The organism is Pseudomonas trutticola BRTCR10 (genome assembly GCF_056155105.1).
The window spans coordinates 3,569,547-3,587,335 of record NZ_CM149552.1 but is presented as its reverse complement, the minus strand read 5'-3'; the positions used below and the strand labels follow the sequence as shown (position 1 = coordinate 3,587,335).

Below are 17,789 nucleotides of genomic sequence, written 5' to 3'. Positions count from 1 at the left end.
AATGAACCAGAAGGTAAATCCATATGGACTTCCCCACGTACGCAAAGCAGCTTCCGCGCGGCGGAAGAAAACGCCTCGCCCTGAGCCTCGGCATTCCGGCGAGCTACCTCTCTCGTTTGATCTCTGGCGACCGCTCCATCACTGCGGAGCGCGCCATTGAAATTGAACACGCAACAGGCGGAAAGGTGACTCGGCAAGAGTGCCTTCCGGATATCCAGTGGAGGAACGCTTCGTAAGCTCGACCCGCCGCGCCAATCCGTTGAAGCCAGATTAGAAGAGAGCAGTCCCCATGGAAACGTCCAGTCCAAGACATAGTGCCCAAACCCGCGATCAGGTGCTGGTGGCGCATGCAACAAACCAAATCGCACGCACCAGCTTGAGCCAGGACGATTTCGCCCAAGCGCTGAGTCGAGAGATTTGCTTGCGAGTTCCTGCCGCGAAGATCGTCCAGGCAAAGGTCCCGGACTTCAATGAGTTGGCGCGCCTGAACGATGTGGGCGAATTCGTGAAAGCGACCAGCCGCTGGCTGAAGCGCGTACAGCGCTGGCTCTCCGGAGATCAGGAGATGCCGTCGTGGCTGGAAGAGTCCTGGGTGAATGCTCTGGAGCCAGAGTATCGCGACCACTGCATCAACGAGTTGGCCGGTCGCCACGGCCTGACCGGCGCTCGCCAAATGCAGAGCGACCAATGTGCCAACAAAAGCTTTGGTGCGCTGATCCGCGCGCTGGGCGACGTGATCGATACCGGTAGCGAGGTCTTCGACGACCAAGTGATGTGTGAAGAGGACCTGCCGCACCTACCGGCGTTCGCCGAGCAATGCCGTCAGGTTGAAGCGCGGGCAGGGGAGTTGGGACGGAAGGCCGAAGCACTGATCGCAAAACACCGACCAAATTTGAAGCTTGCCTGATTTTCCGCGCATGCGCGGAATTCTGAGTTCACCACCAAAAAAGGGGTCTTTGGGTCAGCACTCTCAAGTAGCAGCCCCAGAAAGCCCAGGCACAAAAAAGCCGACGGTCGAGGTCGGCTGATTCGTAAACTAGAGAGGCCCGATTATGCAGAGCCAACCCAATTCCAGCAATACCCCAACAAATGTCGCGACACGTTTTTCGAATTCTGAAAACGTGTCGCGTACCACCATGTCTTCTCAAGAGATCGCCGAATTGGTTGGCGCTCGCCACGATAGCGTGAAGCGCACGATCGAGCGCCTAGCGGAAAAGAGCGTAATTCAACTTCCACCATTGGTGGAAGTTAAAAATCACCTCAAGCAAACAGTCGAGCAGTACCGGCTCTGCAAGCGCGACAGCTTCGTTGCCGTTGCTCAGCTCAGCCCGGAGTTCACCGCCGCGCTGGTGGATCGCTGGCAGGAGCTTGAAGGGCAGATCGCCCAGCCCCGCGAACTTTCCCGCATGGATCTCATTCAGCTCGCCTTCGAGGCTGAGCAGCAGCGCCTGCAGCTGACCATCCAGGTCGAAGCCCAGGCCTCGAAAATCCACTCCCTGGAAAACCTGTTCAAGGAGGGGATGACCCACACCCAATTCTGCAAGGGCCTAAATGGGGTCAACGTCATGCAGGTGGGCAAATACCTAGAGGGCCGGAACTGGCTCTACAACGAGAGCAAATCCGGCCTGCGCTTCCGTGTGGCGTCCTACGCCCGTGACAAGTACATGACCGAGCACCAGAACGAAGTCACCCCACATGGAAAAGAACCGTTCATTGCCTTCACGCCGGTCCTGCTCAAGAAAGGCGCCGTGCGCCTCTACGACCTGTACTTGTCTGGCGCGCTGCCCATGAAGAAGAACTGGGACGGCCTGTTCACTCACGACAAAGCACTGAGGGCCGCGTAATGGCCGGGGACTGGATCAAATTTGAACTTAGCACCATGGATAAGCCAGAGGTTTGCCAGATCGCGGAGTGGGCCAACATCGACCCTGATGCGGTAGTCGGCAAACTGATGCGTGTATGGGGTTGGTTCGATCAGCAAACCGAAACAGGTAACGCACCAAGCGTTACCAAAAAGTTACTCGACCGTCTCGTTGGTGTTAGCGACTTCTGCGAATACATGAAGCTGGTCGACTGGATGGTTGAGGTTGACGGCCTTATCAGCCTGCCTCATTTCGAGCGCCACAACGGCAAGACCGCCAAAAACAGGGCTTTGACTGCTCGCCGAGTTGCAGAACACAAATCTGGTAACGCAAAAGGTAACGCTGCCAGCGTTAGCGGTGCGTTACCTAGAGAAGAGAAGAATAAAGAACCTCTCTCTACGCACGAGGCTGTCGATCCTCGCATGCCCAGCGAAATGACCCTCGACTGGCATCCTGATCAAAAGCTCCTCAAGACCTATTCGGTGCACTCAGGCGTAGCACCGAACCTGTTCACCGAAGATGCTCGACGCGCTTTCACCGCTCACTACGAACCTCGCGGTCAGGTGAATACTCAGGCCGAATGGGTGCAGATGCTGGTGAAGTGGGTGCTGAACGACCGCAATCGCGCGGCGGCCTCGAATGTGAAGCCATTCCCGACGCGCCCAAGTGCTGAGCCTGACTTCGATAGCACTGAGTGGGCCCGTGACCTTGTGGTGAGCCCATGAAACCGGTCAACCAACTGATGGCGACCATGGGCAACCTGCCGCCGGCCAATCATGTCCAGCCACTGCAGGTGACTCCGCAGACGGCCGAGGTGGTGAACGATCTGTTCCGCCGCCTCCGTGGGATCTTCCCGGCATGGCGCCAAGCGTGGCCGTCCACTGAAGCGCTGGACGCAGCAAAGGCCGAGTGGATCAAGGAGTTTGCCGACGCTGGCATCCGAACCTTGGAGCAGATCGAGTTCGGTATCCAGAAGTGCCGCAAGCTCCAGAAGCCTTTCGCGCCGAGCGTTGGTGAGTTCATCGCCATGTGCATGCCGAGCCCTGAAGACTTCGGCATGCCTGCGCCGGCCGATGCCTGGCTCGAAGCGCTGATGGGCACCTACAGCCATGAGGCGGTGAGGCTCGCGGCGGAAGCTACGGGCCTGTTCGACTTGCGATCGGCAAAGCAGGAAGACAAGGGGATGCGCGCCAGATTCGAACGCAACTACGAGGTGATCCTACGTCGCGCTCAGGCCGGGCAGGCACTCGACGGAAAGATCGCCGCCGGCATTGGCCACGACAGCCAGAAGAGCGAACTGGAACTGGCTGAGGAGTTCGCCAGCCAGCGCCAAGCCCGACTGCTGTCCACTCAAGGCGTTCCAACTACTGGCGCAGCAGCACGGGCGCAGTTGTTGGCCAAGTTCGGCAGGAAGAACACGGAGCAAAGGACATGACCGACTACACCGGACTGAAGCGGCTGTGCGCTGCTTTGATTTCAGCGAACGAAGCCTATCTGGAAGACAGCTGCAGCATCGAAAATCAGGAGCGGTTCTATGCAGCTGATGATGCGCTGCAAGACGCTCTCCCTCCTGAGGTTGTGCTGGCCATCATTGCCGAGAACGAGCAATTGCGTGAATCCCCGGGCATGGGGGCCATCCGCTCGCTGCGTGGTGACTGCGCTGACTTGATGGCCAGGTGCAACCAACTCCAGGAAGAAAACGAGGCGCTGCGCAGGGAGATGAAATCATGAATTCCTTACTGCAATGGTTCGTCTTCTGGAGGCCGGCCAAGCACATTCCTATGGCCGTTTTTCAGGGAGTGCTTGCAGGTCTGGCGTTTTCGCTGATTGTGTTTTCACCGCTCTGGATTGCATTGCTTGAGGTGCTGCCATGAATCCCGAATACACGATCCGAGATCGCCGCGACGCCAATCGCGTGGCTGGTGTGCTGCACGCTATCGATCTGAGCAAGCCAAAAGTGGTGGTGATCCGCGACGAGAAACGCCCGGACGTCTGCAACCGGAAGATGTGGGCAATGCTCAAGGATATATCCGATCAGGTGGTCTGGCACGGCAAGAAGTTGACCAGTGAAGACTGGAAGTGCCTTTTCAGTGCCTCGCTGGAGAAGCAGCGCGCGGAGCCTGGCCTCGACGGTGGATTCGTCGTGATGGCCGTATCGACCCGCAAGCAGTCGCAGAAGTGGTTCAGCGATCTGTTCGAGCTGATGCATGCCTTCGGCGCCGAGCATGACGTGAAGTGGAGCGCAACTGATCACTGGGACGGCCGCTATGACCAATAACTTCAAACCGGGCGACTTGGCGTTGACGCTCATCAGCTTGCCCATTCTTCCTGCTGGGAGCGTCGTTGAGCTCTACAAGGCGATAAACCCTGGCGACAACCTCAATTGCGCGCGCCATCCCATTCCCGCCATGCGCAAAGGCTGGTGGTGTGCTCACGGGGAAATTGGCGATCGCCTGCCATTTGCAGAAACGAGTCTGATGCCTCTGCGTGGCGACTTCGCCCTTGAGCAGCAGAAAGCCAAGGAGGCCGAACCATGCGCGTAGCCCTCAAGGAAGCGAAGAAGAAGACGTGCAAGGCCTGCGGCGAGAAGTTCGCGCCGATGTTCAACACCACGCAGGTGGTGTGCAGTCCGAAATGCGCGCTGGCTCACGCGCCGGCAAACAGCGAGAAAGCCCGTAAAGCCATCGGTCAATGCGAGCGCCATGAGATCAAAGTCCGCAAGGAGAAGTTGAAGAGCAGGGCGGATCATCTGCGCGAAGCTCAGGCGGCATTCAACGAGTGGATCCGCCTGCGTGATGCCGATCGTCCATGCGTGAGCTGCGGTCGCCACCACGAAGGCCAATACCACGCGGGGCACTACCGCTCTGTGGGAGCAAGCCCCGAGCTGCGATTCGAGCCGTTCAACGTCTGGAAACAATGCGCGCCATGCAACACGCACCTCTCCGGCAACCTGGTGAATTACCGAATCTCACTCCTACAGGGAATCGGCGCCGAAAAGGTCGAATGGCTCGAAGGGCCTCATGAGCCCCGCAAGTACACCGTCGAAGAAATCAAAACCATCAAGGCTGAGTACCGGGCCAAGACCCGCGAACTGAAAAAGGGGCAGGCAGCATGAAAATCAACTCAGCGCGCCAGGCGTGGCATGACTGCAAGTACAACCCGGCCCCCGGCCAGACCTCCGACGTCGTGCAGCTCGGCGTGGTAGTGCAGACCACTGAGCGAGGCCCAACAGCAAACCATGCGGTGCACGGCGCACTGGCTGGGCACATCCAATCGGCCATCGCGCGGCTGCATCCGCAGATCCGCGTCTTCGGTGACTTCATGTACGCGGCGGAACAGAGCGACGACATCCGCGAAGCGGCGGAAGAGGTTGTTTTCCAGCTGGTGCAAACGCGATCGCCGCGCATGACGGCGGCGAAGCGGGAGAAGCTGGAATACGTTGTGAAGGGGGTAATGCGCCGGTACCGGTACATGCACCAAGGCGGGCAATCGTCCAACGAGGACCCGCTGGCCAACGCCGAGAAGTTTCGGGCGTGGATGTGGCAGGTCTACGAGCTGCGGCTGGAATCATGCAATTGGGAGCGAGATTGGGGTGGCGTAATCCAGCTGATTTTCGAGTGCTGCGAGGATCTTGATCGGCGCGCTTTGAGCCCGGTTGCCGCCGTGATTTACGAAATGCGCGAGGCCGCTTGAGCGGCCTATTGCGTTCCCGTGCGGCTCATGGCATGATTTCGCCACTGTTAGAGTTTTGCCTCCGGCAACTTACTCATGATTCAAGAAAACCCGGCCACCGCGCCGGGTTTTTTATTGCCTCGAATTTACCTGTAGCCAGGACATCCCTCGGGAAGGCCTGGACGTCAATAGCCGGATAGTGCGACGTACGGAATCAACGCCGGCAGCCCGCGCACCCTGACCTCACCATTTGCTTCAGGGTGGCGCGAGACTGGATCAGCGAGATCGATGCAATGTGGCATCGACGTTGAGAAGGCCTTTGGCGGACAGCGCGGAAAGACGCGCGCACTTATTTTCGCATTGACCGTTTTATCCTCATCCAGTCTTGATAGGCGGCCGTGCGGCAAGCGTCAGCGCAGGCCTTGGCTTCGGTAAACCGCACCCAAGCATCTGCATTGTCTCGATCATTTTGGATGATGTTGTAGGCAGTTTCGTCAAGTTGATCTGCTTTACGAAACAGCTCCGTGTTTGCATCAATCTGGTCATCCCATGAGTGTTCATCGGGTGGCCCAACGATTGCGTCAATCATTTTCTCAAACCTCCTCCCACGTGACGACGGTAGTTTCCCGCCACTTCACGTCGGTGATGCCGAATCGTTCCGCCATTGGTTTTGAAAACCGTTTGAGAGGAGGTCGTCCCGGCTTGGGAATTGGAGCGATGCCGGCGTCACAGCTCGCCCATTGCCAAGCTTCCGCGTTGTTCATCAGTTTGGTTCGGATGACAAACGACATCGGTTTTCCGTGGAGCTTGTACTCAATTACGAAAATATTCACCTGACTCACGAGTACTGCTCCTTCTTGGCTCATCAGTTAGTGATATCTGCTGGCAGAGAAGATTCAAAGAATTGTCTGACAGTTCCTAATTTTCTGATTTTGAACACATTTTTTGTGTCTTTATCTATACAAGGCCTCTTAATTTGTAGAGGTTTTTTCGTTTCCATCATGCACACGGAGTCGAGCGCATGGAGTTATTGCAGCGCCTGCTCGATAAGATCGACAGGTTTGAATTGCTGATCGCAGGACTGGTCGGCGCTGTCGTCGCAAGCTGGTGGCACAAAGACGATCTGGCCGACTGGCGTGCTTGGATGATCTTTTTGGTTACCGGCATTGCCTGCTCTCTGTATCTGACGAGCATGGTCAGCACCTACTTGGGTGTGACCGAGCCGAAGATTGTCGCGGGCATTGGCTTTCTGCTGGGCACCTTCGGCGGATCTCTGCTCGCAGCCATCAACCGGGCCATCAAAGCCGCTGACCTCTGGGCGCTCATTCGCCAGCGGTTCGGGGGAGGCAATCCACCATGAGTCTTGAACTGATCAACACCATCGCCTGCGGCTTGATTGCCTTGTGGGCTACCTGGTGTGTTCTGAGCGGCCGAGTGCGGGACGGTGTAATCGGCAAGCTGATCTATTCGGCGATCGCAATCAGCGGTTTCGTTGTGATGAGCCGGGAGCAGAACATCTTCATGATGGGGCCGACCACCGCCGGGATCACTCTGCACGTGGCGCTGGCCTTGGCCGGTATGCGCCACATCTTCATGGTCATCTGGTGGCAGCGGGTGAAGACCTGGCTGTGCCGTACGCTGAACTGCGAACACTGCCTGCGCTGTGAAAAGACCCCGGGAGGTATCGAGCGTCGATCCAAGTAGTCGCGACTCGTTTCGCGAATCATCAAATTGTGTCGCGACACTTTGGGTATCGTTACCGCGTTGGTCTTTTCTCGTAGTGGAGATGCTTAGAGCGTTGAAAATTAGCGCTGCCGCTCCATGAGCCCCCCATTTCTCCTGTCACACTCACTTTGCGCCTCAGCACGGGAATGAAAGACGTCTGGGAGTCTTCTATCTTCTTCTCTGTCGAGAATAAGGAAGCCCCGTGCCTTAAAATGATTTTCGCAACCGTTCACTACAAATCTGCTGCGATCAAGCGGCCGTGCGTTCACCACTATATATCGATCTGCCATTTCACTTACTCCCTGCGCTGGAAACTTAGGTCTAGTTCTGGCGTTCATAAAGTTCAAGGAAAACCATGACAACCAAGCAACCCGACTGGGAGGCTATCGAACGAGCCTACCCAGCCGAGATTGCAAACGTCAGGGCTTACTGAGCAGGCAAGCAGCAATCCCGGGCTCTACGCATTCCGGAGCGATCATTAAAATGACGACCGCTACTGCAAGTACTAAGTAAATCGTGTTTTTCATCCTGTGAGCCTCGTTGGTTAATGAGCGCTCATTAGGCCGGGCTGGCTCGCAAATAGGCGGGTAATCTGCCCCCCTTTTGGGGGCGAACTCTGAATTGAGAAGGTTCTTCTGGTATGAATCGGCCGCGTGCTCCTGCGTCATTGGTCGAGCTATCCGATCTTTCGGATTTCGGCACCCGCCTGATGCCAGCCCCCGAAGTATTGGAATGGCTCCAAGCCGAGATCCTTGCTGACACCGGCAGCATCCACAACGAAGAACACGCCCATCTGATCGATGCGGACATTCGTGTGATGTGGGCGTCTGCCGGCTTCACGAAGAAGGGTAGGACGGTGGTGGGCCAGGCCGAGCAGGTAGCGTTCCGCGTCGGCGGCTGGCAGAAAGCCCGGATGGAGCAACAAATGCGGGATTGGTTCGGCGAAGTGCCGGCCTACATCATCACTCTGGCTGCCGACTACTGCGCCGACTGTTCTGATGCTGACTTCTGCGCCTTGGTCGAACATGAGTTGTTCCATATCGCCCAGGCGAAGGATCAGTACGGCGCACCCAAGTTCACCCAAGACGGCCTGCCCAAGCTTGAAATGCGCGGACACGACGTTGAAGAGTTCGTCGGTGTTGTCCGCCGCTACGGTGCAAGCCCGGCGGTTCAAGAGCTGGTGGACGCTGCAAACAATCCTGCTGAGGTGGGGAAAATGAACATTGCGAGGGCCTGCGGAACCTGTCTGTTCAAGTCGGCCTGATCCTTGACAGGACCTTGACGGAATCAACCCATATGGCAGCCCTGAAAGATGAGGTGAAGCGCTTCATTGTGCAGGCGTTGGCCTGCTTTGATACGCCGACTCAGGTAGTGCAGGCGGTCAAGGAAACATTCGGCGTCGAAGTGTCTCGCCAGCAGTGTGAGCAGTACGACCCAACGAAACACGCTGGCCGTGACCTTGGCGTGAAGTGGAAAGCGGTGTTTGAAGATACCCGCAAGCGCTTCCGCGAAGAAACGGCCGAGATCCCGATCGCGAACCGTGCATACCGCTTACGAGCCATGAACCGGTTTGTCGAGCGGGCCGAAACGATGAAGAACATCGGCCTCGCCATGCAGATCCTGGAGCAGGCCGCGAAGGAAGTCGGTGACGTCTACGTCAATCGCAACCGGAAGGATGAACCTGACGATGAGCCGGCAATCCCGACGCGCATTCAGGTCGACGTAGTGGATGCGAGGAAACCGAATGCCGAGCCTTAACGTTCCGCAGTCGCAGTTCCTCCTGTTGCCTCACAAGTTTCGCGCATTCGTTGCTGGGTTCGGTTCGGGAAAGACCTGGGTCGGATGCTCAGCACTGAGCAAGCATTTCATGGAGTGGCCCGGCGTCAATGCTGGCTACTTCGCGCCGACTTACCCGCAGATCCGCGACATCTTCTATCCCACGATGGAGGAGGTGGCATACGACTGGGGGCTGAAGACCAAGATCAACCAGGCGAACCATGAGGTTCACATTTACAGCGGCCGGCAATATCGCGGCACTGTGATTTGCCGGTCCATGGAGAAGCCGCAAACAATCGTTGGCTTCAAGATCGGACACGCTCTGGTGGATGAGCTGGACGTATTGACGTCGATAAAGGCTCAGCAGGCTTGGCGCAAGATCATTGCCCGGATGCGTTACAACTTGCCCGGGCTGAAAAACGGCGTAGACGTAACCACAACGCCGGAAGGCTTCAAGTTCGTCTTCCTCCAGTTCGTGAAGCAGTTGCGCGACAAGCCAGTTTTGAAGGAAATGTATGGCCTGATCCAGGCCAGCACTTTTGACAACGAACTGAACCTGCCTGACGACTACATCGCTTCGCTGATGGAGTCGTACCCCGAGCAATTGATCCGTGCGTACTTGAACGGCCAGTTCGTCAACCTGACATCCGGATCGATCTACCACGCCTACGACCGCAAACTGAACCAGTGTTTCGACACCGTCCAGCCCGGCGAGCCGCTGTTCATCGGCATGGACTTCAACGTCGGCAAGATGGCGGCGATCACCCACGTCAAACGTGATCAGGGCCTGCCGCGCGCCGTGGACGAGTTGATGGATGGATACGACACGCCGGACATGATCCGACGGATCAAAGAACGCTACTGGGAGCACACCGGCAACGACTACAAGAAGACCTGCGAGATCCGGATCTACCCGGACGCCTCCGGCGATTCGCGCAAGTCGGTCAATGCCAGCCTCACCGATATCGCCATGCTCAAGCAGGCCGGCTTCACAGTCATCGCGCCGGCGGCTAACCCGCCGGTGAAGGATCGGATCAACGCCATGAACGCCATGTTCTGCAATGCGCAGGGCGAGCGGCGTTATCTGGTCAATCCGTTTACATGCCCGACCTACGCCGATGGCCTGGAACAGCAGATCTGGGCGCCCAACGGCGAGCCGGACAAGAGCCAAGGGAACGACCACGCCAACGACGGCGGCGGTTACTTCATTCACCGCGAGTACCCGATCATCAAACCGGTCACCGCTATCAAAATGGGATACGCCCGATGAGCAACGACGTCTCCTTCAAACGGGCGGACTACATCGAAGCACTGGATCGCTGGTCGACCGTTCGCGATGTTTGCGCCGGTCAGCACAGGGTTGTTGATCGACTGCCTTACATCAACGCTCACGACAAGTCGCCGGAGAACGTAGATCGAAACAAGGCCTATTGCGAACGGGCGGTGTTCAAGAACGCTACCGGCCATACGCGAAACGGTTTGCTCGGTTTGGCGTTTCACAAAGACCCGACGTTGGTCGTTGCGAAGAAGATGGAGTATCTGCAGGACAACGCCAACGGCTCCGGGGTGAGCATTTACCAGCACTCGCAGGGAACGCTTGAAAAGGTGCTTGAGGCGGGACGGCATGGTTTGTACGTCGACTATCACCAAGACGATGGTGCCGGAGGCCACTCCGTGATCCTGTCGTATTGCGCCGAGGACATCATCAACTGGCGTACAGGGATGGTGAGCGGGCACAGCGTGCTCACTCTGGTGGTGCTGCGCGAGTCGCCGGAGATCGAAGACGGTTTCGGCTTCAAGGTGATCGAGCAATACCGCGAATTGGCGCTTGAGAACGACGGTTTTGTTTGCCGTGTTTGGCGCAGATCCGGGCCGAAAGGTGGCGGGCCGTTGGCCGTCGTCGAAGAGTTCAGGCCTACAGGCACAGCCGGGCGCTTGAAAGAGATTCCGTTCACCTTCGTCGGCGCGCAGAACAACGATCCGAGTATTGATGAGTCGCCGCTCTACGATATCGCCATGATCAACCTGGGCCACTACCGGAACAGCGCTGACTATGAAGACAGCGTCTTCTGGTGCGGCCAAGCCCAGCCATGGATTTCCGGTCTGGATGAACAGTGGCGCGACTGGATGGAGAAGAACGGCGTTTACGTCGGCTCCCGTGCGCCGATGATGCTGCCTGCCGGCGGACAGTTCGGCTATGCCCAGCCACTGCCGAACACGCTGGTGAAGGAGGCAATGGCCGACAAGAACCAGATGATGATCGAGCTCGGCGCGCGAATGGTCGTTGCTTCTCTTTCGTCCAAGACAGCGACCGAGGCCCGTGGTGATCAGTCTGCATCGACTTCGGTGCTTGCCGGCTGCGTGGCCAACGTCAGTGAGGCCTATACCCGGGCGATCATGTGGTGCTGCACCTACATGGGCGTCGACGACGCCAAGGTTGCCTACCAGATCAATCAGGAATTCGTGGAGCTGACGGCAGATCCTCAAATGATCTCCGCACTGGTCGGCCTCTGGCAGAACGGTGGATTCGCCAAAGCGGATCTTCGGGCATATCTGCGTAAGTTGGGCTTGATCGCGCCTGAGCGCACAGACCAGCAGATCGATGGCGAGCTGGCAGAGCAGGGCGACGGCTTGGGCCTAGACGATGAGGGCAAAGAAGATGGCGGTAAACCAAGCAGTCCTTGACGCCACGATTCGGCACGCGGTCTTCCTCGAAAAGCTGAAGGCAGGGGAGGTCGGTAAGTTCGCTCCCTTCCTTAAGGAGGTCGACCGTTCGATTCGCGACAGGCTCACCCAGTCGGATCTGACTGAGTACAACGTGAAGCGGCTGGAAGCGCTGCTGAAAGAGGTCGATAGCTTGCTGCTAGGCATCTTCGACCGCTACAGCGCACAACTGAACCTTGACCTGATCGACATCGCCAACTACGAGGCTGAGTTTGAAGCGTCGAGCCTAGCCCGAACGGCGCCCGTTGGTGTCTCGTTGGATGTGGTTGCGCCGACGGCAGCGGCTATCCGCACCGCGGTGCTGACCAATCCTCTCAGTGTGCGCGGCACCGGCGGCGGTAAGCTGCTGAAGTCGTTCATCAAGGGCTGGACCAGTGCCGAGCGCGAGCGCGTCACCGGTACGATCCGGCAGGGCTTCTTCGAAGGTCAAACGAACTTCCAGATCATCCGCAACATTCGCGGCACCAAGGCAGCTGGGTACAAGGACGGGATTCTCGCCACCACCAACCGCAATGCTAGCACTGTCGTACACACCGCGATTCAGCATGTGTCGTCTCAGGCGCGCATGGAGGTGGCCAAGGCCAACACGGACATCGTGTCCGAAGTCGAAATGGTCGCCACGCTGGACAGCAAGACCAGCCAGCAGTGTCGGTCAATGGATAAGCGGCGGTTTCCGGTCGAGTCCGGGCCGCGGCCGCCGTTTCACCCTAATTGCCGAACTACGTTTGTCCTGCTGACCAAGCTCAGTGAGATGTTCGCCAAGGGCGCTACGCGGGCGTCGGTCGGCGCAGATGGAGCAGGGCAGGTCAGTGCGAGCCTTGATTATTACCACTGGCTTCAACAGCAGCCGGCGTCGTTTCAGGACGTGGCAATCGGACCGGTGCGGGCGAAGCTTTTTCGCGAGGGCGGACTGAGCGTCGAACGCTTCGCTGAGCTGCAGCTAGATCGGAACTTCGCACCCTTGAAATTGGTAGAGATGAAACGGCTTGAGCCCTTGGCATTCGAACGGGCAGGCATTTCTTAGCCTGCCCGCACGGCTCATTGAGGTCTGTAACTGACGATCTTAACTGGGTTTCCGAAAGGATCTTTTCCTTGGAGCACAACATATTGCGGTTCTTGGGACAAGATCTGGTACTCATCTGAACTGCCAGGAACATACTGCTTATTCATGTCTGGGAGTGAATATCCGCTAGCTGGTTCAGTGTGTAGGCCTGTCAATGTAATGGTTAGAAACTCGTCATCAGCGATCCAGGTCCCCGAGCCTCTTGAAAGCAACACAGTAGTAAAAGGCTTGTCCGCCGCGTCACCTGAGATTTTGAGGGTTCCGTTCACATTGTATCGCCCGTTACGGAAGTATTCAGTGATGCCGCTGAAGGCGACCGTCCCGCCTGGAACTGGATATTGGTAGTTGCTTTTCCAGCGCCCGAGAAGGTTAGGGTTGTGCTCAGGACCTGAGGGATAGACGACTCCGTAAACCGTTGCGATGCTTCCAACTAATGTGAGGATCCCCCCCGCTCTGACATACCCATTACGGGTGAGTTTTTTTATCGTTTCCCATTTCATTTTCTGAGTACTACTCCATTAGTAATTCTGGCGGTTTACACAATTCTACCCAGATCAACGCATTACGGTAGAGCAATTTACCGTTCTCTCCAGCCTCGCATTCGCGGGGCTTTTTAATGCCTGCAAAGCGGGCAACACATACCCAAGGGGTGCATCAACGTGGCAGAAGAAAACGAAATCGACCTGGACAATCCGGCAATAAAGGCCGCTATCGCGACTGCCGTTGAAGCTTCCGTTTCTGGCCTGAAAGCCAAGAACACCGAGCTGCTGGGCAAACTGAAAGACACCACCGGCAAGCTCACTCAGTTCGAAACGCAGTTCGAAGGCATCGACATCGACGCCGTCAAAGGCCTGCTCAGCCGGGCCGGCCAGGACGAGGAAACCAAGCTGCTGACTGAGGGGAAGGTGGACGAGGTATTCAACCGCCGTACCGAGCGCCTGCGTGGCGACTACGACAAGCAGTTGAAGACCGTCACAGCGCGCGCCGAGAAGGCCGAGGCATTCGCCGCCAAGTTCCAGGGCAAAGTCCTGGGCGATTCGGTACGCGGTGCAGCGCTTAAAGCCGGTGCACTCCCGGAAGCAACCGACGACATCATCCTGCGCGCCAAAGGCGTGTTCTCGCTGAACGAAGAGGGTGAAGCGGTCGCCGTTGATGAATCCGGCCAAGTCATCCTCGGCAAAGACGGCAAGACCCCTCTGACTCCGCTCGAATGGGCGGAATCACTGCGCGAAAGCGCACCTCATCTGTGGCCAAGGGCTTCAGGGACACAAGCCCCGGGCGGGGGTGGCGGCCAGGCTGCATTCAAACGCTCCGAAATGACTGCCGAGCAAAAGCGCGACTACCAGCGCAAGCACGGCCAAACCGCATATCTGCAATTGCCCAAGTAAGGGGATTCACCCATGGCAACGACTGTGAACAGCGACCTGATCATCTACAACGATGAGGCGCAAACCGCATATCTGGAGCGTGTCCAGGACAACCTCGACGTGTTCAACGCATCGTCCAACGGCGCGATCGTGCTCGACAACGAGCTGATCGAAGGCGACTTCCGCAAGCGCTCCTTTTACAAAATTGGCGGCTCGCTGGAGCATCGCGACGTCAACTCCACCGGCAAGGTGACCGCAAAGAAGATCGGAGCGGGCGAAGCCGTTGGCGTCAAGGCGCCGTGGAAGTACGGTCCCTACCAGACCACCGAAGAGGCCTTCAAGCGTCGTGGTCGTCCGGTCGACGAGTTCTCCCAGATCATCGGCGCCGACGTTGCTGACGCCACTCTGGAAGGTTTCATCCAGTACGCCACTGCTGCGCTGCGCGCCTCGATCGGCTCCAACGCTGACATGGTGGTTTCGGCCAACATTGAGACCGACGGCAAGAAGACCCTCACCCGCGGCATGCGCAAGTTCGGCGACAAGTTCGGCCGAATTGCTCTGTGGGTCATGCACTCCAGCGCTTACTTCGACATTGTCGATGAGGCGATCGCGAACAAGGTCTACGAAGAGGCGGGTGTTGTCATCTATGGCGGCCTGCCAGGCACTCTCGGCAAGCCGGTGCTGGTCACCGACACCGCGCCCGCAGATGTGATCTTCGGCCTGTTGCCAAACGCTGTGGTGATCACCGAGTCGCAGGCGCCGGGCTTCCGTTCGTACGCTGTGAACGACGAAGAGAACTTGGGTATCGGCTACCGCGCTGAAGGCACCGTCAACATCGATGTTCTCGGGTACAGCTGGAAGGAAACCGCTGGTGGTGCGAACCCTACGCTTGCCGCTGTCGGTTCGGCTGCGAACTGGGTCAAGCATTCCAATAGCAACAAAGTGACTGCTGGCGTGCTGATCACTCTGACCACTACGCCACCAGCCGGCGGCTGATACTTGCCCTGACAGCGGCCAGCGATGGCCGCTACGGAGATTTTATGGAACTGGTTTACTCCACGCAGAATTCGGATTTCGATCCGGAAAAGCGTTACCGCAATCCAGCGCACTTTGATCGGCCTGAAGCGGGTGTGACTCATGCAGTTGTGATTGGCGACTGGCCGAAGGTGGTCAATGCGTATGAGGCGCAGGGCGTCGAAGTTTCTGTGTTGAAGCCTTTGATCAGCCAGCCGGTTGATTCGGGTGATGCTGACGCGATTGCCAGGCTGGAACAGGACAACGCCACACTCCGCGCCGAGCGTGACGGAATCCAGCGACTGATCGAAGCCGCCGAAGGTCTGTCGGAGCTGGAACACCCGCGCGCCGGCGAACTGCCGATCCGCCTGTTCGGTGCACTGAAAGCCATTCATGAAGGTTTCGAAACCTTAACGGATGAACGTGACGGCCTGACTGGCGAAGTTGAATCACTCCGCGCTGAAGTCGCCCGTTTCAAGGCAGCGGTGGACCCGGTCGACAATGCCGAAAAGATCGCTGGTCTCAAAGCGAAGCTCGACGCCGCCAATGTGTCGTATCGAGCGAATGCTTCGGTAGAATCGCTTGAAAAAGCGATCTCGGAACTGCCTCAGGCGTAATTATTCGGGTGCGCATTCACCGGCGCCCGGCCCAACCAATACAACGAGCTGATTCATGACTCTCATCATCGAGGACGGTACCGGTAAGCCTGACGCCGAAAGCTATGCATCAGCCGAGGATCTGACCATGTACGCCGTGAAGTTCGGCGTGACCATTCCGGTGGAAGTGCCAGCACAGGAAGCGCTGCTGCGCCGGGCCGCGCTTGCAATGGATGGCATGACGTGGAAAGGGCGGAAGACCAACAGCGAGCAGTCCCTGTCCTGGCCGCGCCGCGGCGTCGAGCTAGATTACGAAATCAAGCCCGACAACTACCTGCCGGCGCGGATCCAGTACGGCCAGATGGCGCTGGCTGCGGAGATCCACACCGACGACGTCGACCCGGTCGAGAAGCGCAAAGGCGCGGTAACACTTGAGCGAGTCGAAGGCGCGGTAACTCGCGAGTACGCGACAATCCCGAATACCAGCGGCCGTCTATTGCCGGCGGCGCCGGATCGTCCGAGCGTCACGCAGTTTGCGGACTACCTACAGAAGCGGGGCCTCTTCGCGGTCCGAGCGTAACCGAGACGGAGCCACCATGGCCTTCTACGACGAAATGGCCGTGATGGCCCTGGAGATGATCACAGAGTTCGGCCAGCCGGTGACCATTCGCGCGACAACCGTCGGTGAGTACGACCCTGAAACTGGTTCGGCACCTCCCGACAGCACCAAGGAACAGACCGCTAAAGGCATCCTGCTCGACTTCACTGGTCAGGAATTCCAGAACAACAGCCTCATCAAGCAGGGCGACAAGAAGCTGAAGATCGCCGCGCAGGGGCTGGAGTGGGTGCCGGATCTTTTGAACAAGGTGATCATTCAGGGGCGCACTTGGTCTATCGTGCCGCCTTTGAAAGAAGTGAATCCGGCCGGTACACCGATCCTGTATGAATTGCAGGTGCGGTCATGAGCCGCGCGGGCGCCGGCCAGTCCGGTAGTTTTGCACTCAGCCTCGCCGAATTCGCGGCCCAAGCTACGGAAGCCATCGATGCCAGCCTTCGCGAGATCATCATCGAACTCGGCAACAGCGTCATCCGCATGTCTCCGGTGGGTAATCCAGAAATATGGGCGCAGAACGCTGTCTCCGCCCAGTACAACAAGGCAGTGGACGATCACAACACGGCTCTGCGTAGCGATCCCGCCAACTTGACGAAAGCCGGCAGACTTAAACCAGGTCGCAAACTGAAAGATGGCATGGATATCACTGCACCGAGTGGCTACGTCGGCGGCCGGTTCCGTGGCAACTGGATGTTCAGCATCGGATCACCGGACAGCACCACGACCGACGAAGTCGACCCGAGCGGGGCCAAATCAACGGCACGGATCGTTGCCGGCGCGATCGAGTTCAAGGCGGGCGATACCTGCTACATAACCAACAGCCTCGGATATGCGATCCCGCTGGAGTTTGGGCATTCGACCCAGGCACCGGGCGGCATGGTCCGCATCACCGTGGCCCGCTTCCAGCAGATCGTGCTGGAAGCCATCAGGAACAACCAGGTATGAGTCATAACCTCATCGCCTCGATCTACGAGGCAAGGCTGATCGCATGGGCGAAAGCGTTGCCGGTACCGCTGAAGGTAGTCGTCGAGAACGAGTCTTACACACCTGTTGCCGACGCTACGTACCTGAGGGCTTACACGCTGCCGGCCGACACCGCGAGCAACACGCTCGGCGGCGACCATAGGCTCTACACCGGCGTGTTTCAGGTCAGTATCGTGACGCCATCGGGTAAATTCCGTGGCGCGGCCGGGGCATTGGCTGACCAGATCGCTGCGCTTTTTCCGCTGTACGAGCGGAACCAAAAGGGCGCATTGACCGTGGTGACCATGACACCAGTCGACCAAGGCCCGGGCATTCCAGGCGACACAACTTTCACCGTTCCCGTGTCGTTCCAGTACCGAGCCGACACCACCGCTTAATCCGCCCATTGGGCAA

At 57.9% G+C, this 17,789-nt stretch carries 28 protein-coding genes; 25 read left to right on the top strand and 3 right to left on the bottom strand.

Annotation, left to right across the window (positions count from 1 at the left end):
* Positions 1-23 precede the first annotated feature (23 nt).
* The 11 genes from ACVVH8_RS16135 to ACVVH8_RS16085 all read left to right on the top strand — a co-directional run bounded on the left by ACVVH8_RS16135 (position 24) and on the right by ACVVH8_RS16085 (position 5,555).
* Positions 24-236, top strand: a complete 213-nt coding sequence (locus ACVVH8_RS16135; protein ID WP_475224814.1) for a YdaS family helix-turn-helix protein — start codon at positions 24-26, stop codon at positions 234-236.
* Between the two features lie 53 nt (positions 237-289).
* Positions 290-907, top strand: a complete 618-nt coding sequence (locus ACVVH8_RS16130; protein ID WP_475224811.1) for a hypothetical protein — start codon at positions 290-292, stop codon at positions 905-907.
* Positions 908-1,052: 145 nt separating this feature from the next.
* On the top strand, positions 1,053-1,844 hold the full coding sequence (locus tag ACVVH8_RS16125; RefSeq protein ID WP_475224809.1) for a Rha family transcriptional regulator: 792 nt from the start codon (positions 1,053-1,055) through the stop codon (positions 1,842-1,844).
* A complete protein-coding gene (locus tag ACVVH8_RS16120; protein ID WP_475224806.1) occupies positions 1,844-2,587 on the top strand; it encodes a DnaT-like ssDNA-binding domain-containing protein in 744 nt (247 codons plus the stop codon). The genes ACVVH8_RS16125 and ACVVH8_RS16120 overlap by 1 nt, the downstream gene beginning before the upstream one ends.
* Positions 2,584-3,297 carry a replication protein P gene (locus ACVVH8_RS16115; protein WP_475224804.1) on the top strand — a complete coding sequence of 238 codons (714 nt, stop codon included), beginning with the start codon at positions 2,584-2,586 and terminating at the stop codon, positions 3,295-3,297. Before ACVVH8_RS16120 ends, ACVVH8_RS16115 begins: the two co-directional genes overlap by 4 nt.
* Positions 3,294-3,593 carry a hypothetical protein gene (locus ACVVH8_RS16110; RefSeq protein ID WP_475224801.1) on the top strand — a complete coding sequence of 100 codons (300 nt, stop codon included), beginning with the start codon at positions 3,294-3,296 and terminating at the stop codon, positions 3,591-3,593. The genes ACVVH8_RS16115 and ACVVH8_RS16110 overlap by 4 nt, the downstream gene beginning before the upstream one ends.
* Complete coding sequence (locus tag ACVVH8_RS16105; RefSeq protein ID WP_475224799.1) at positions 3,590-3,736, top strand: hypothetical protein; 147 nt, start codon at positions 3,590-3,592, stop codon at positions 3,734-3,736. The genes ACVVH8_RS16110 and ACVVH8_RS16105 overlap by 4 nt, the downstream gene beginning before the upstream one ends.
* A complete protein-coding gene (locus ACVVH8_RS16100; RefSeq protein ID WP_475224797.1) occupies positions 3,733-4,140 on the top strand; it encodes a recombination protein NinB in 408 nt (135 codons plus the stop codon). Before ACVVH8_RS16105 ends, ACVVH8_RS16100 begins: the two co-directional genes overlap by 4 nt.
* Positions 4,130-4,405: a hypothetical protein gene (locus ACVVH8_RS16095; RefSeq protein ID WP_475224794.1), complete on the top strand. Its 276-nt coding sequence runs from the start codon at positions 4,130-4,132 to the stop codon at positions 4,403-4,405. Before ACVVH8_RS16100 ends, ACVVH8_RS16095 begins: the two co-directional genes overlap by 11 nt.
* Positions 4,396-4,977: a recombination protein NinG gene (locus tag ACVVH8_RS16090; protein ID WP_475224792.1), complete on the top strand. Its 582-nt coding sequence runs from the start codon at positions 4,396-4,398 to the stop codon at positions 4,975-4,977. Before ACVVH8_RS16095 ends, ACVVH8_RS16090 begins: the two co-directional genes overlap by 10 nt.
* Complete coding sequence (locus ACVVH8_RS16085) at positions 4,974-5,555, top strand: hypothetical protein (RefSeq protein ID WP_475224789.1); 582 nt, start codon at positions 4,974-4,976, stop codon at positions 5,553-5,555. The genes ACVVH8_RS16090 and ACVVH8_RS16085 overlap by 4 nt, the downstream gene beginning before the upstream one ends.
* A gap of 328 nt (positions 5,556-5,883) precedes the next feature.
* Here the strand turns inward: ACVVH8_RS16085 and ACVVH8_RS16080 are convergent, their stop codons facing one another.
* Both ACVVH8_RS16080 and ACVVH8_RS16075 read right to left on the bottom strand, forming a co-directional pair.
* Positions 5,884-6,123 (bottom strand): hypothetical protein, encoded by a 240-nt coding sequence (locus ACVVH8_RS16080; RefSeq protein ID WP_475224786.1) that lies wholly within the window; start codon positions 6,121-6,123, stop codon positions 5,884-5,886.
* Positions 6,124-6,127: 4 nt separating this feature from the next.
* Positions 6,128-6,376, bottom strand: coding sequence for a DUF6555 family protein (locus tag ACVVH8_RS16075; protein ID WP_475224784.1), 249 nt, complete (start codon positions 6,374-6,376; stop codon positions 6,128-6,130).
* Positions 6,377-6,555: 179 nt separating this feature from the next.
* On the opposite strand from ACVVH8_RS16075, the gene ACVVH8_RS16070 reads away from it, so the two are divergent.
* From ACVVH8_RS16070 to ACVVH8_RS16040, 7 genes are all read left to right on the top strand, one after another.
* On the top strand, positions 6,556-6,894 hold the full coding sequence (locus tag ACVVH8_RS16070; RefSeq protein WP_097090027.1) for an MFS transporter: 339 nt from the start codon (positions 6,556-6,558) through the stop codon (positions 6,892-6,894).
* On the top strand, positions 6,891-7,238 hold the full coding sequence (locus ACVVH8_RS16065; protein WP_475224782.1) for a hypothetical protein: 348 nt from the start codon (positions 6,891-6,893) through the stop codon (positions 7,236-7,238). Before ACVVH8_RS16070 ends, ACVVH8_RS16065 begins: the two co-directional genes overlap by 4 nt.
* A 661-nt stretch (positions 7,239-7,899) precedes the next feature.
* On the top strand, positions 7,900-8,523 hold the full coding sequence (locus ACVVH8_RS16060) for a putative metallopeptidase (RefSeq protein WP_475224779.1): 624 nt from the start codon (positions 7,900-7,902) through the stop codon (positions 8,521-8,523).
* A 32-nt stretch (positions 8,524-8,555) separates the two neighbouring features.
* On the top strand, positions 8,556-9,017 hold the full coding sequence (locus ACVVH8_RS16055; RefSeq protein ID WP_401296675.1) for a DUF2280 domain-containing protein: 462 nt from the start codon (positions 8,556-8,558) through the stop codon (positions 9,015-9,017).
* Entirely contained in the window at positions 9,004-10,305 is a 1,302-nt protein-coding gene (locus ACVVH8_RS16050; RefSeq protein WP_435036862.1) for a terminase large subunit domain-containing protein, read from the top strand. The genes ACVVH8_RS16055 and ACVVH8_RS16050 overlap by 14 nt, the downstream gene beginning before the upstream one ends.
* Positions 10,302-11,720 carry a DUF4055 domain-containing protein gene (locus ACVVH8_RS16045; protein ID WP_475224776.1) on the top strand — a complete coding sequence of 473 codons (1,419 nt, stop codon included), beginning with the start codon at positions 10,302-10,304 and terminating at the stop codon, positions 11,718-11,720. Before ACVVH8_RS16050 ends, ACVVH8_RS16045 begins: the two co-directional genes overlap by 4 nt.
* Positions 11,695-12,783: a minor capsid protein gene (locus ACVVH8_RS16040; protein ID WP_475224774.1), complete on the top strand. Its 1,089-nt coding sequence runs from the start codon at positions 11,695-11,697 to the stop codon at positions 12,781-12,783. Before ACVVH8_RS16045 ends, ACVVH8_RS16040 begins: the two co-directional genes overlap by 26 nt.
* 14 nt (positions 12,784-12,797) lie before the next feature.
* Here the strand turns inward: ACVVH8_RS16040 and ACVVH8_RS16035 are convergent, their stop codons facing one another.
* The gene (locus tag ACVVH8_RS16035; protein WP_475224772.1) at positions 12,798-13,322 is read right to left on the bottom strand and encodes a hypothetical protein; all 525 of its coding nucleotides are present in this window, start codon (positions 13,320-13,322) and stop codon (positions 12,798-12,800) included.
* 159 nt (positions 13,323-13,481) lie between these two features.
* On the opposite strand from ACVVH8_RS16035, the gene ACVVH8_RS16030 reads away from it, so the two are divergent.
* The 7 genes from ACVVH8_RS16030 to ACVVH8_RS16000 are packed head-to-tail and all read left to right on the top strand — an operon-like array spanning position 13,482 to position 17,773.
* Positions 13,482-14,210 carry a hypothetical protein gene (locus ACVVH8_RS16030; RefSeq protein WP_475224769.1) on the top strand — a complete coding sequence of 243 codons (729 nt, stop codon included), beginning with the start codon at positions 13,482-13,484 and terminating at the stop codon, positions 14,208-14,210.
* A 12-nt stretch (positions 14,211-14,222) separates the two neighbouring features.
* Complete coding sequence (locus ACVVH8_RS16025) at positions 14,223-15,185, top strand: major capsid protein (RefSeq protein ID WP_475224766.1); 963 nt, start codon at positions 14,223-14,225, stop codon at positions 15,183-15,185.
* Between the two features lie 44 nt (positions 15,186-15,229).
* Entirely contained in the window at positions 15,230-15,820 is a 591-nt protein-coding gene (locus tag ACVVH8_RS16020; RefSeq protein ID WP_475224763.1) for a hypothetical protein, read from the top strand.
* A gap of 55 nt (positions 15,821-15,875) precedes the next feature.
* Complete coding sequence (locus ACVVH8_RS16015; RefSeq protein ID WP_475224761.1) at positions 15,876-16,379, top strand: DnaT-like ssDNA-binding protein; 504 nt, start codon at positions 15,876-15,878, stop codon at positions 16,377-16,379.
* A 16-nt stretch (positions 16,380-16,395) separates the two neighbouring features.
* Positions 16,396-16,764, top strand: a complete 369-nt coding sequence (locus tag ACVVH8_RS16010) for a hypothetical protein (protein WP_475224759.1) — start codon at positions 16,396-16,398, stop codon at positions 16,762-16,764.
* Positions 16,761-17,357, top strand: coding sequence for a hypothetical protein (locus ACVVH8_RS16005; RefSeq protein ID WP_475224757.1), 597 nt, complete (start codon positions 16,761-16,763; stop codon positions 17,355-17,357). The genes ACVVH8_RS16010 and ACVVH8_RS16005 overlap by 4 nt, the downstream gene beginning before the upstream one ends.
* Complete coding sequence (locus ACVVH8_RS16000; protein ID WP_475224754.1) at positions 17,354-17,773, top strand: phage tail terminator-like protein; 420 nt, start codon at positions 17,354-17,356, stop codon at positions 17,771-17,773. The genes ACVVH8_RS16005 and ACVVH8_RS16000 overlap by 4 nt, the downstream gene beginning before the upstream one ends.
* Positions 17,774-17,789 lie beyond the last annotated feature (16 nt).

What these genes read in the sequence shown, in the direction of transcription:
- ACVVH8_RS16050 (WP_435036862.1), top strand. Translation starts at nt 9,004, where the DNA reads ATGCCGAGCCTTAACGTTCCGCAGTCGCAGTTCCTCCTGTTGCCTCAC.
- ACVVH8_RS16110 (WP_475224801.1), top strand. Translation starts at nt 3,294, where the DNA reads ATGACCGACTACACCGGACTGAAGCGGCTGTGCGCTGCTTTGATTTCA.
- ACVVH8_RS16060 (WP_475224779.1), top strand. Translation starts at nt 7,900, where the DNA reads ATGAATCGGCCGCGTGCTCCTGCGTCATTGGTCGAGCTATCCGATCTT.
- ACVVH8_RS16025 (WP_475224766.1), top strand. Translation starts at nt 14,223, where the DNA reads ATGGCAACGACTGTGAACAGCGACCTGATCATCTACAACGATGAGGCG.
- ACVVH8_RS16055 (WP_401296675.1), top strand. Translation starts at nt 8,556, where the DNA reads ATGGCAGCCCTGAAAGATGAGGTGAAGCGCTTCATTGTGCAGGCGTTG.
- ACVVH8_RS16020 (WP_475224763.1), top strand. Translation starts at nt 15,230, where the DNA reads ATGGAACTGGTTTACTCCACGCAGAATTCGGATTTCGATCCGGAAAAG.
- ACVVH8_RS16130 (WP_475224811.1), top strand. Translation starts at nt 290, where the DNA reads ATGGAAACGTCCAGTCCAAGACATAGTGCCCAAACCCGCGATCAGGTG.
- ACVVH8_RS16120 (WP_475224806.1), top strand. Translation starts at nt 1,844, where the DNA reads ATGGCCGGGGACTGGATCAAATTTGAACTTAGCACCATGGATAAGCCA.
- ACVVH8_RS16085 (WP_475224789.1), top strand. Translation starts at nt 4,974, where the DNA reads ATGAAAATCAACTCAGCGCGCCAGGCGTGGCATGACTGCAAGTACAAC.
- ACVVH8_RS16090 (WP_475224792.1), top strand. Translation starts at nt 4,396, where the DNA reads ATGCGCGTAGCCCTCAAGGAAGCGAAGAAGAAGACGTGCAAGGCCTGC.
- ACVVH8_RS16010 (WP_475224759.1), top strand. Translation starts at nt 16,396, where the DNA reads ATGGCCTTCTACGACGAAATGGCCGTGATGGCCCTGGAGATGATCACA.
- ACVVH8_RS16105 (WP_475224799.1), top strand. Translation starts at nt 3,590, where the DNA reads ATGAATTCCTTACTGCAATGGTTCGTCTTCTGGAGGCCGGCCAAGCAC.
- ACVVH8_RS16070 (WP_097090027.1), top strand. Translation starts at nt 6,556, where the DNA reads ATGGAGTTATTGCAGCGCCTGCTCGATAAGATCGACAGGTTTGAATTG.
- ACVVH8_RS16040 (WP_475224774.1), top strand. Translation starts at nt 11,695, where the DNA reads ATGGCGGTAAACCAAGCAGTCCTTGACGCCACGATTCGGCACGCGGTC.
- ACVVH8_RS16095 (WP_475224794.1), top strand. Translation starts at nt 4,130, where the DNA reads ATGACCAATAACTTCAAACCGGGCGACTTGGCGTTGACGCTCATCAGC.
- ACVVH8_RS16135 (WP_475224814.1), top strand. Translation starts at nt 24, where the DNA reads ATGGACTTCCCCACGTACGCAAAGCAGCTTCCGCGCGGCGGAAGAAAA.
- ACVVH8_RS16065 (WP_475224782.1), top strand. Translation starts at nt 6,891, where the DNA reads ATGAGTCTTGAACTGATCAACACCATCGCCTGCGGCTTGATTGCCTTG.
- ACVVH8_RS16125 (WP_475224809.1), top strand. Translation starts at nt 1,053, where the DNA reads ATGCAGAGCCAACCCAATTCCAGCAATACCCCAACAAATGTCGCGACA.
- ACVVH8_RS16045 (WP_475224776.1), top strand. Translation starts at nt 10,302, where the DNA reads ATGAGCAACGACGTCTCCTTCAAACGGGCGGACTACATCGAAGCACTG.
- ACVVH8_RS16000 (WP_475224754.1), top strand. Translation starts at nt 17,354, where the DNA reads ATGAGTCATAACCTCATCGCCTCGATCTACGAGGCAAGGCTGATCGCA.
- ACVVH8_RS16115 (WP_475224804.1), top strand. Translation starts at nt 2,584, where the DNA reads ATGAAACCGGTCAACCAACTGATGGCGACCATGGGCAACCTGCCGCCG.
- ACVVH8_RS16035 (WP_475224772.1), bottom strand. Translation starts at nt 13,322, where the DNA reads ATGAAATGGGAAACGATAAAAAAACTCACCCGTAATGGGTATGTCAGA.
- ACVVH8_RS16100 (WP_475224797.1), top strand. Translation starts at nt 3,733, where the DNA reads ATGAATCCCGAATACACGATCCGAGATCGCCGCGACGCCAATCGCGTG.
- ACVVH8_RS16080 (WP_475224786.1), bottom strand. Translation starts at nt 6,123, where the DNA reads ATGATTGACGCAATCGTTGGGCCACCCGATGAACACTCATGGGATGAC.
- ACVVH8_RS16005 (WP_475224757.1), top strand. Translation starts at nt 16,761, where the DNA reads ATGAGCCGCGCGGGCGCCGGCCAGTCCGGTAGTTTTGCACTCAGCCTC.
- ACVVH8_RS16015 (WP_475224761.1), top strand. Translation starts at nt 15,876, where the DNA reads ATGACTCTCATCATCGAGGACGGTACCGGTAAGCCTGACGCCGAAAGC.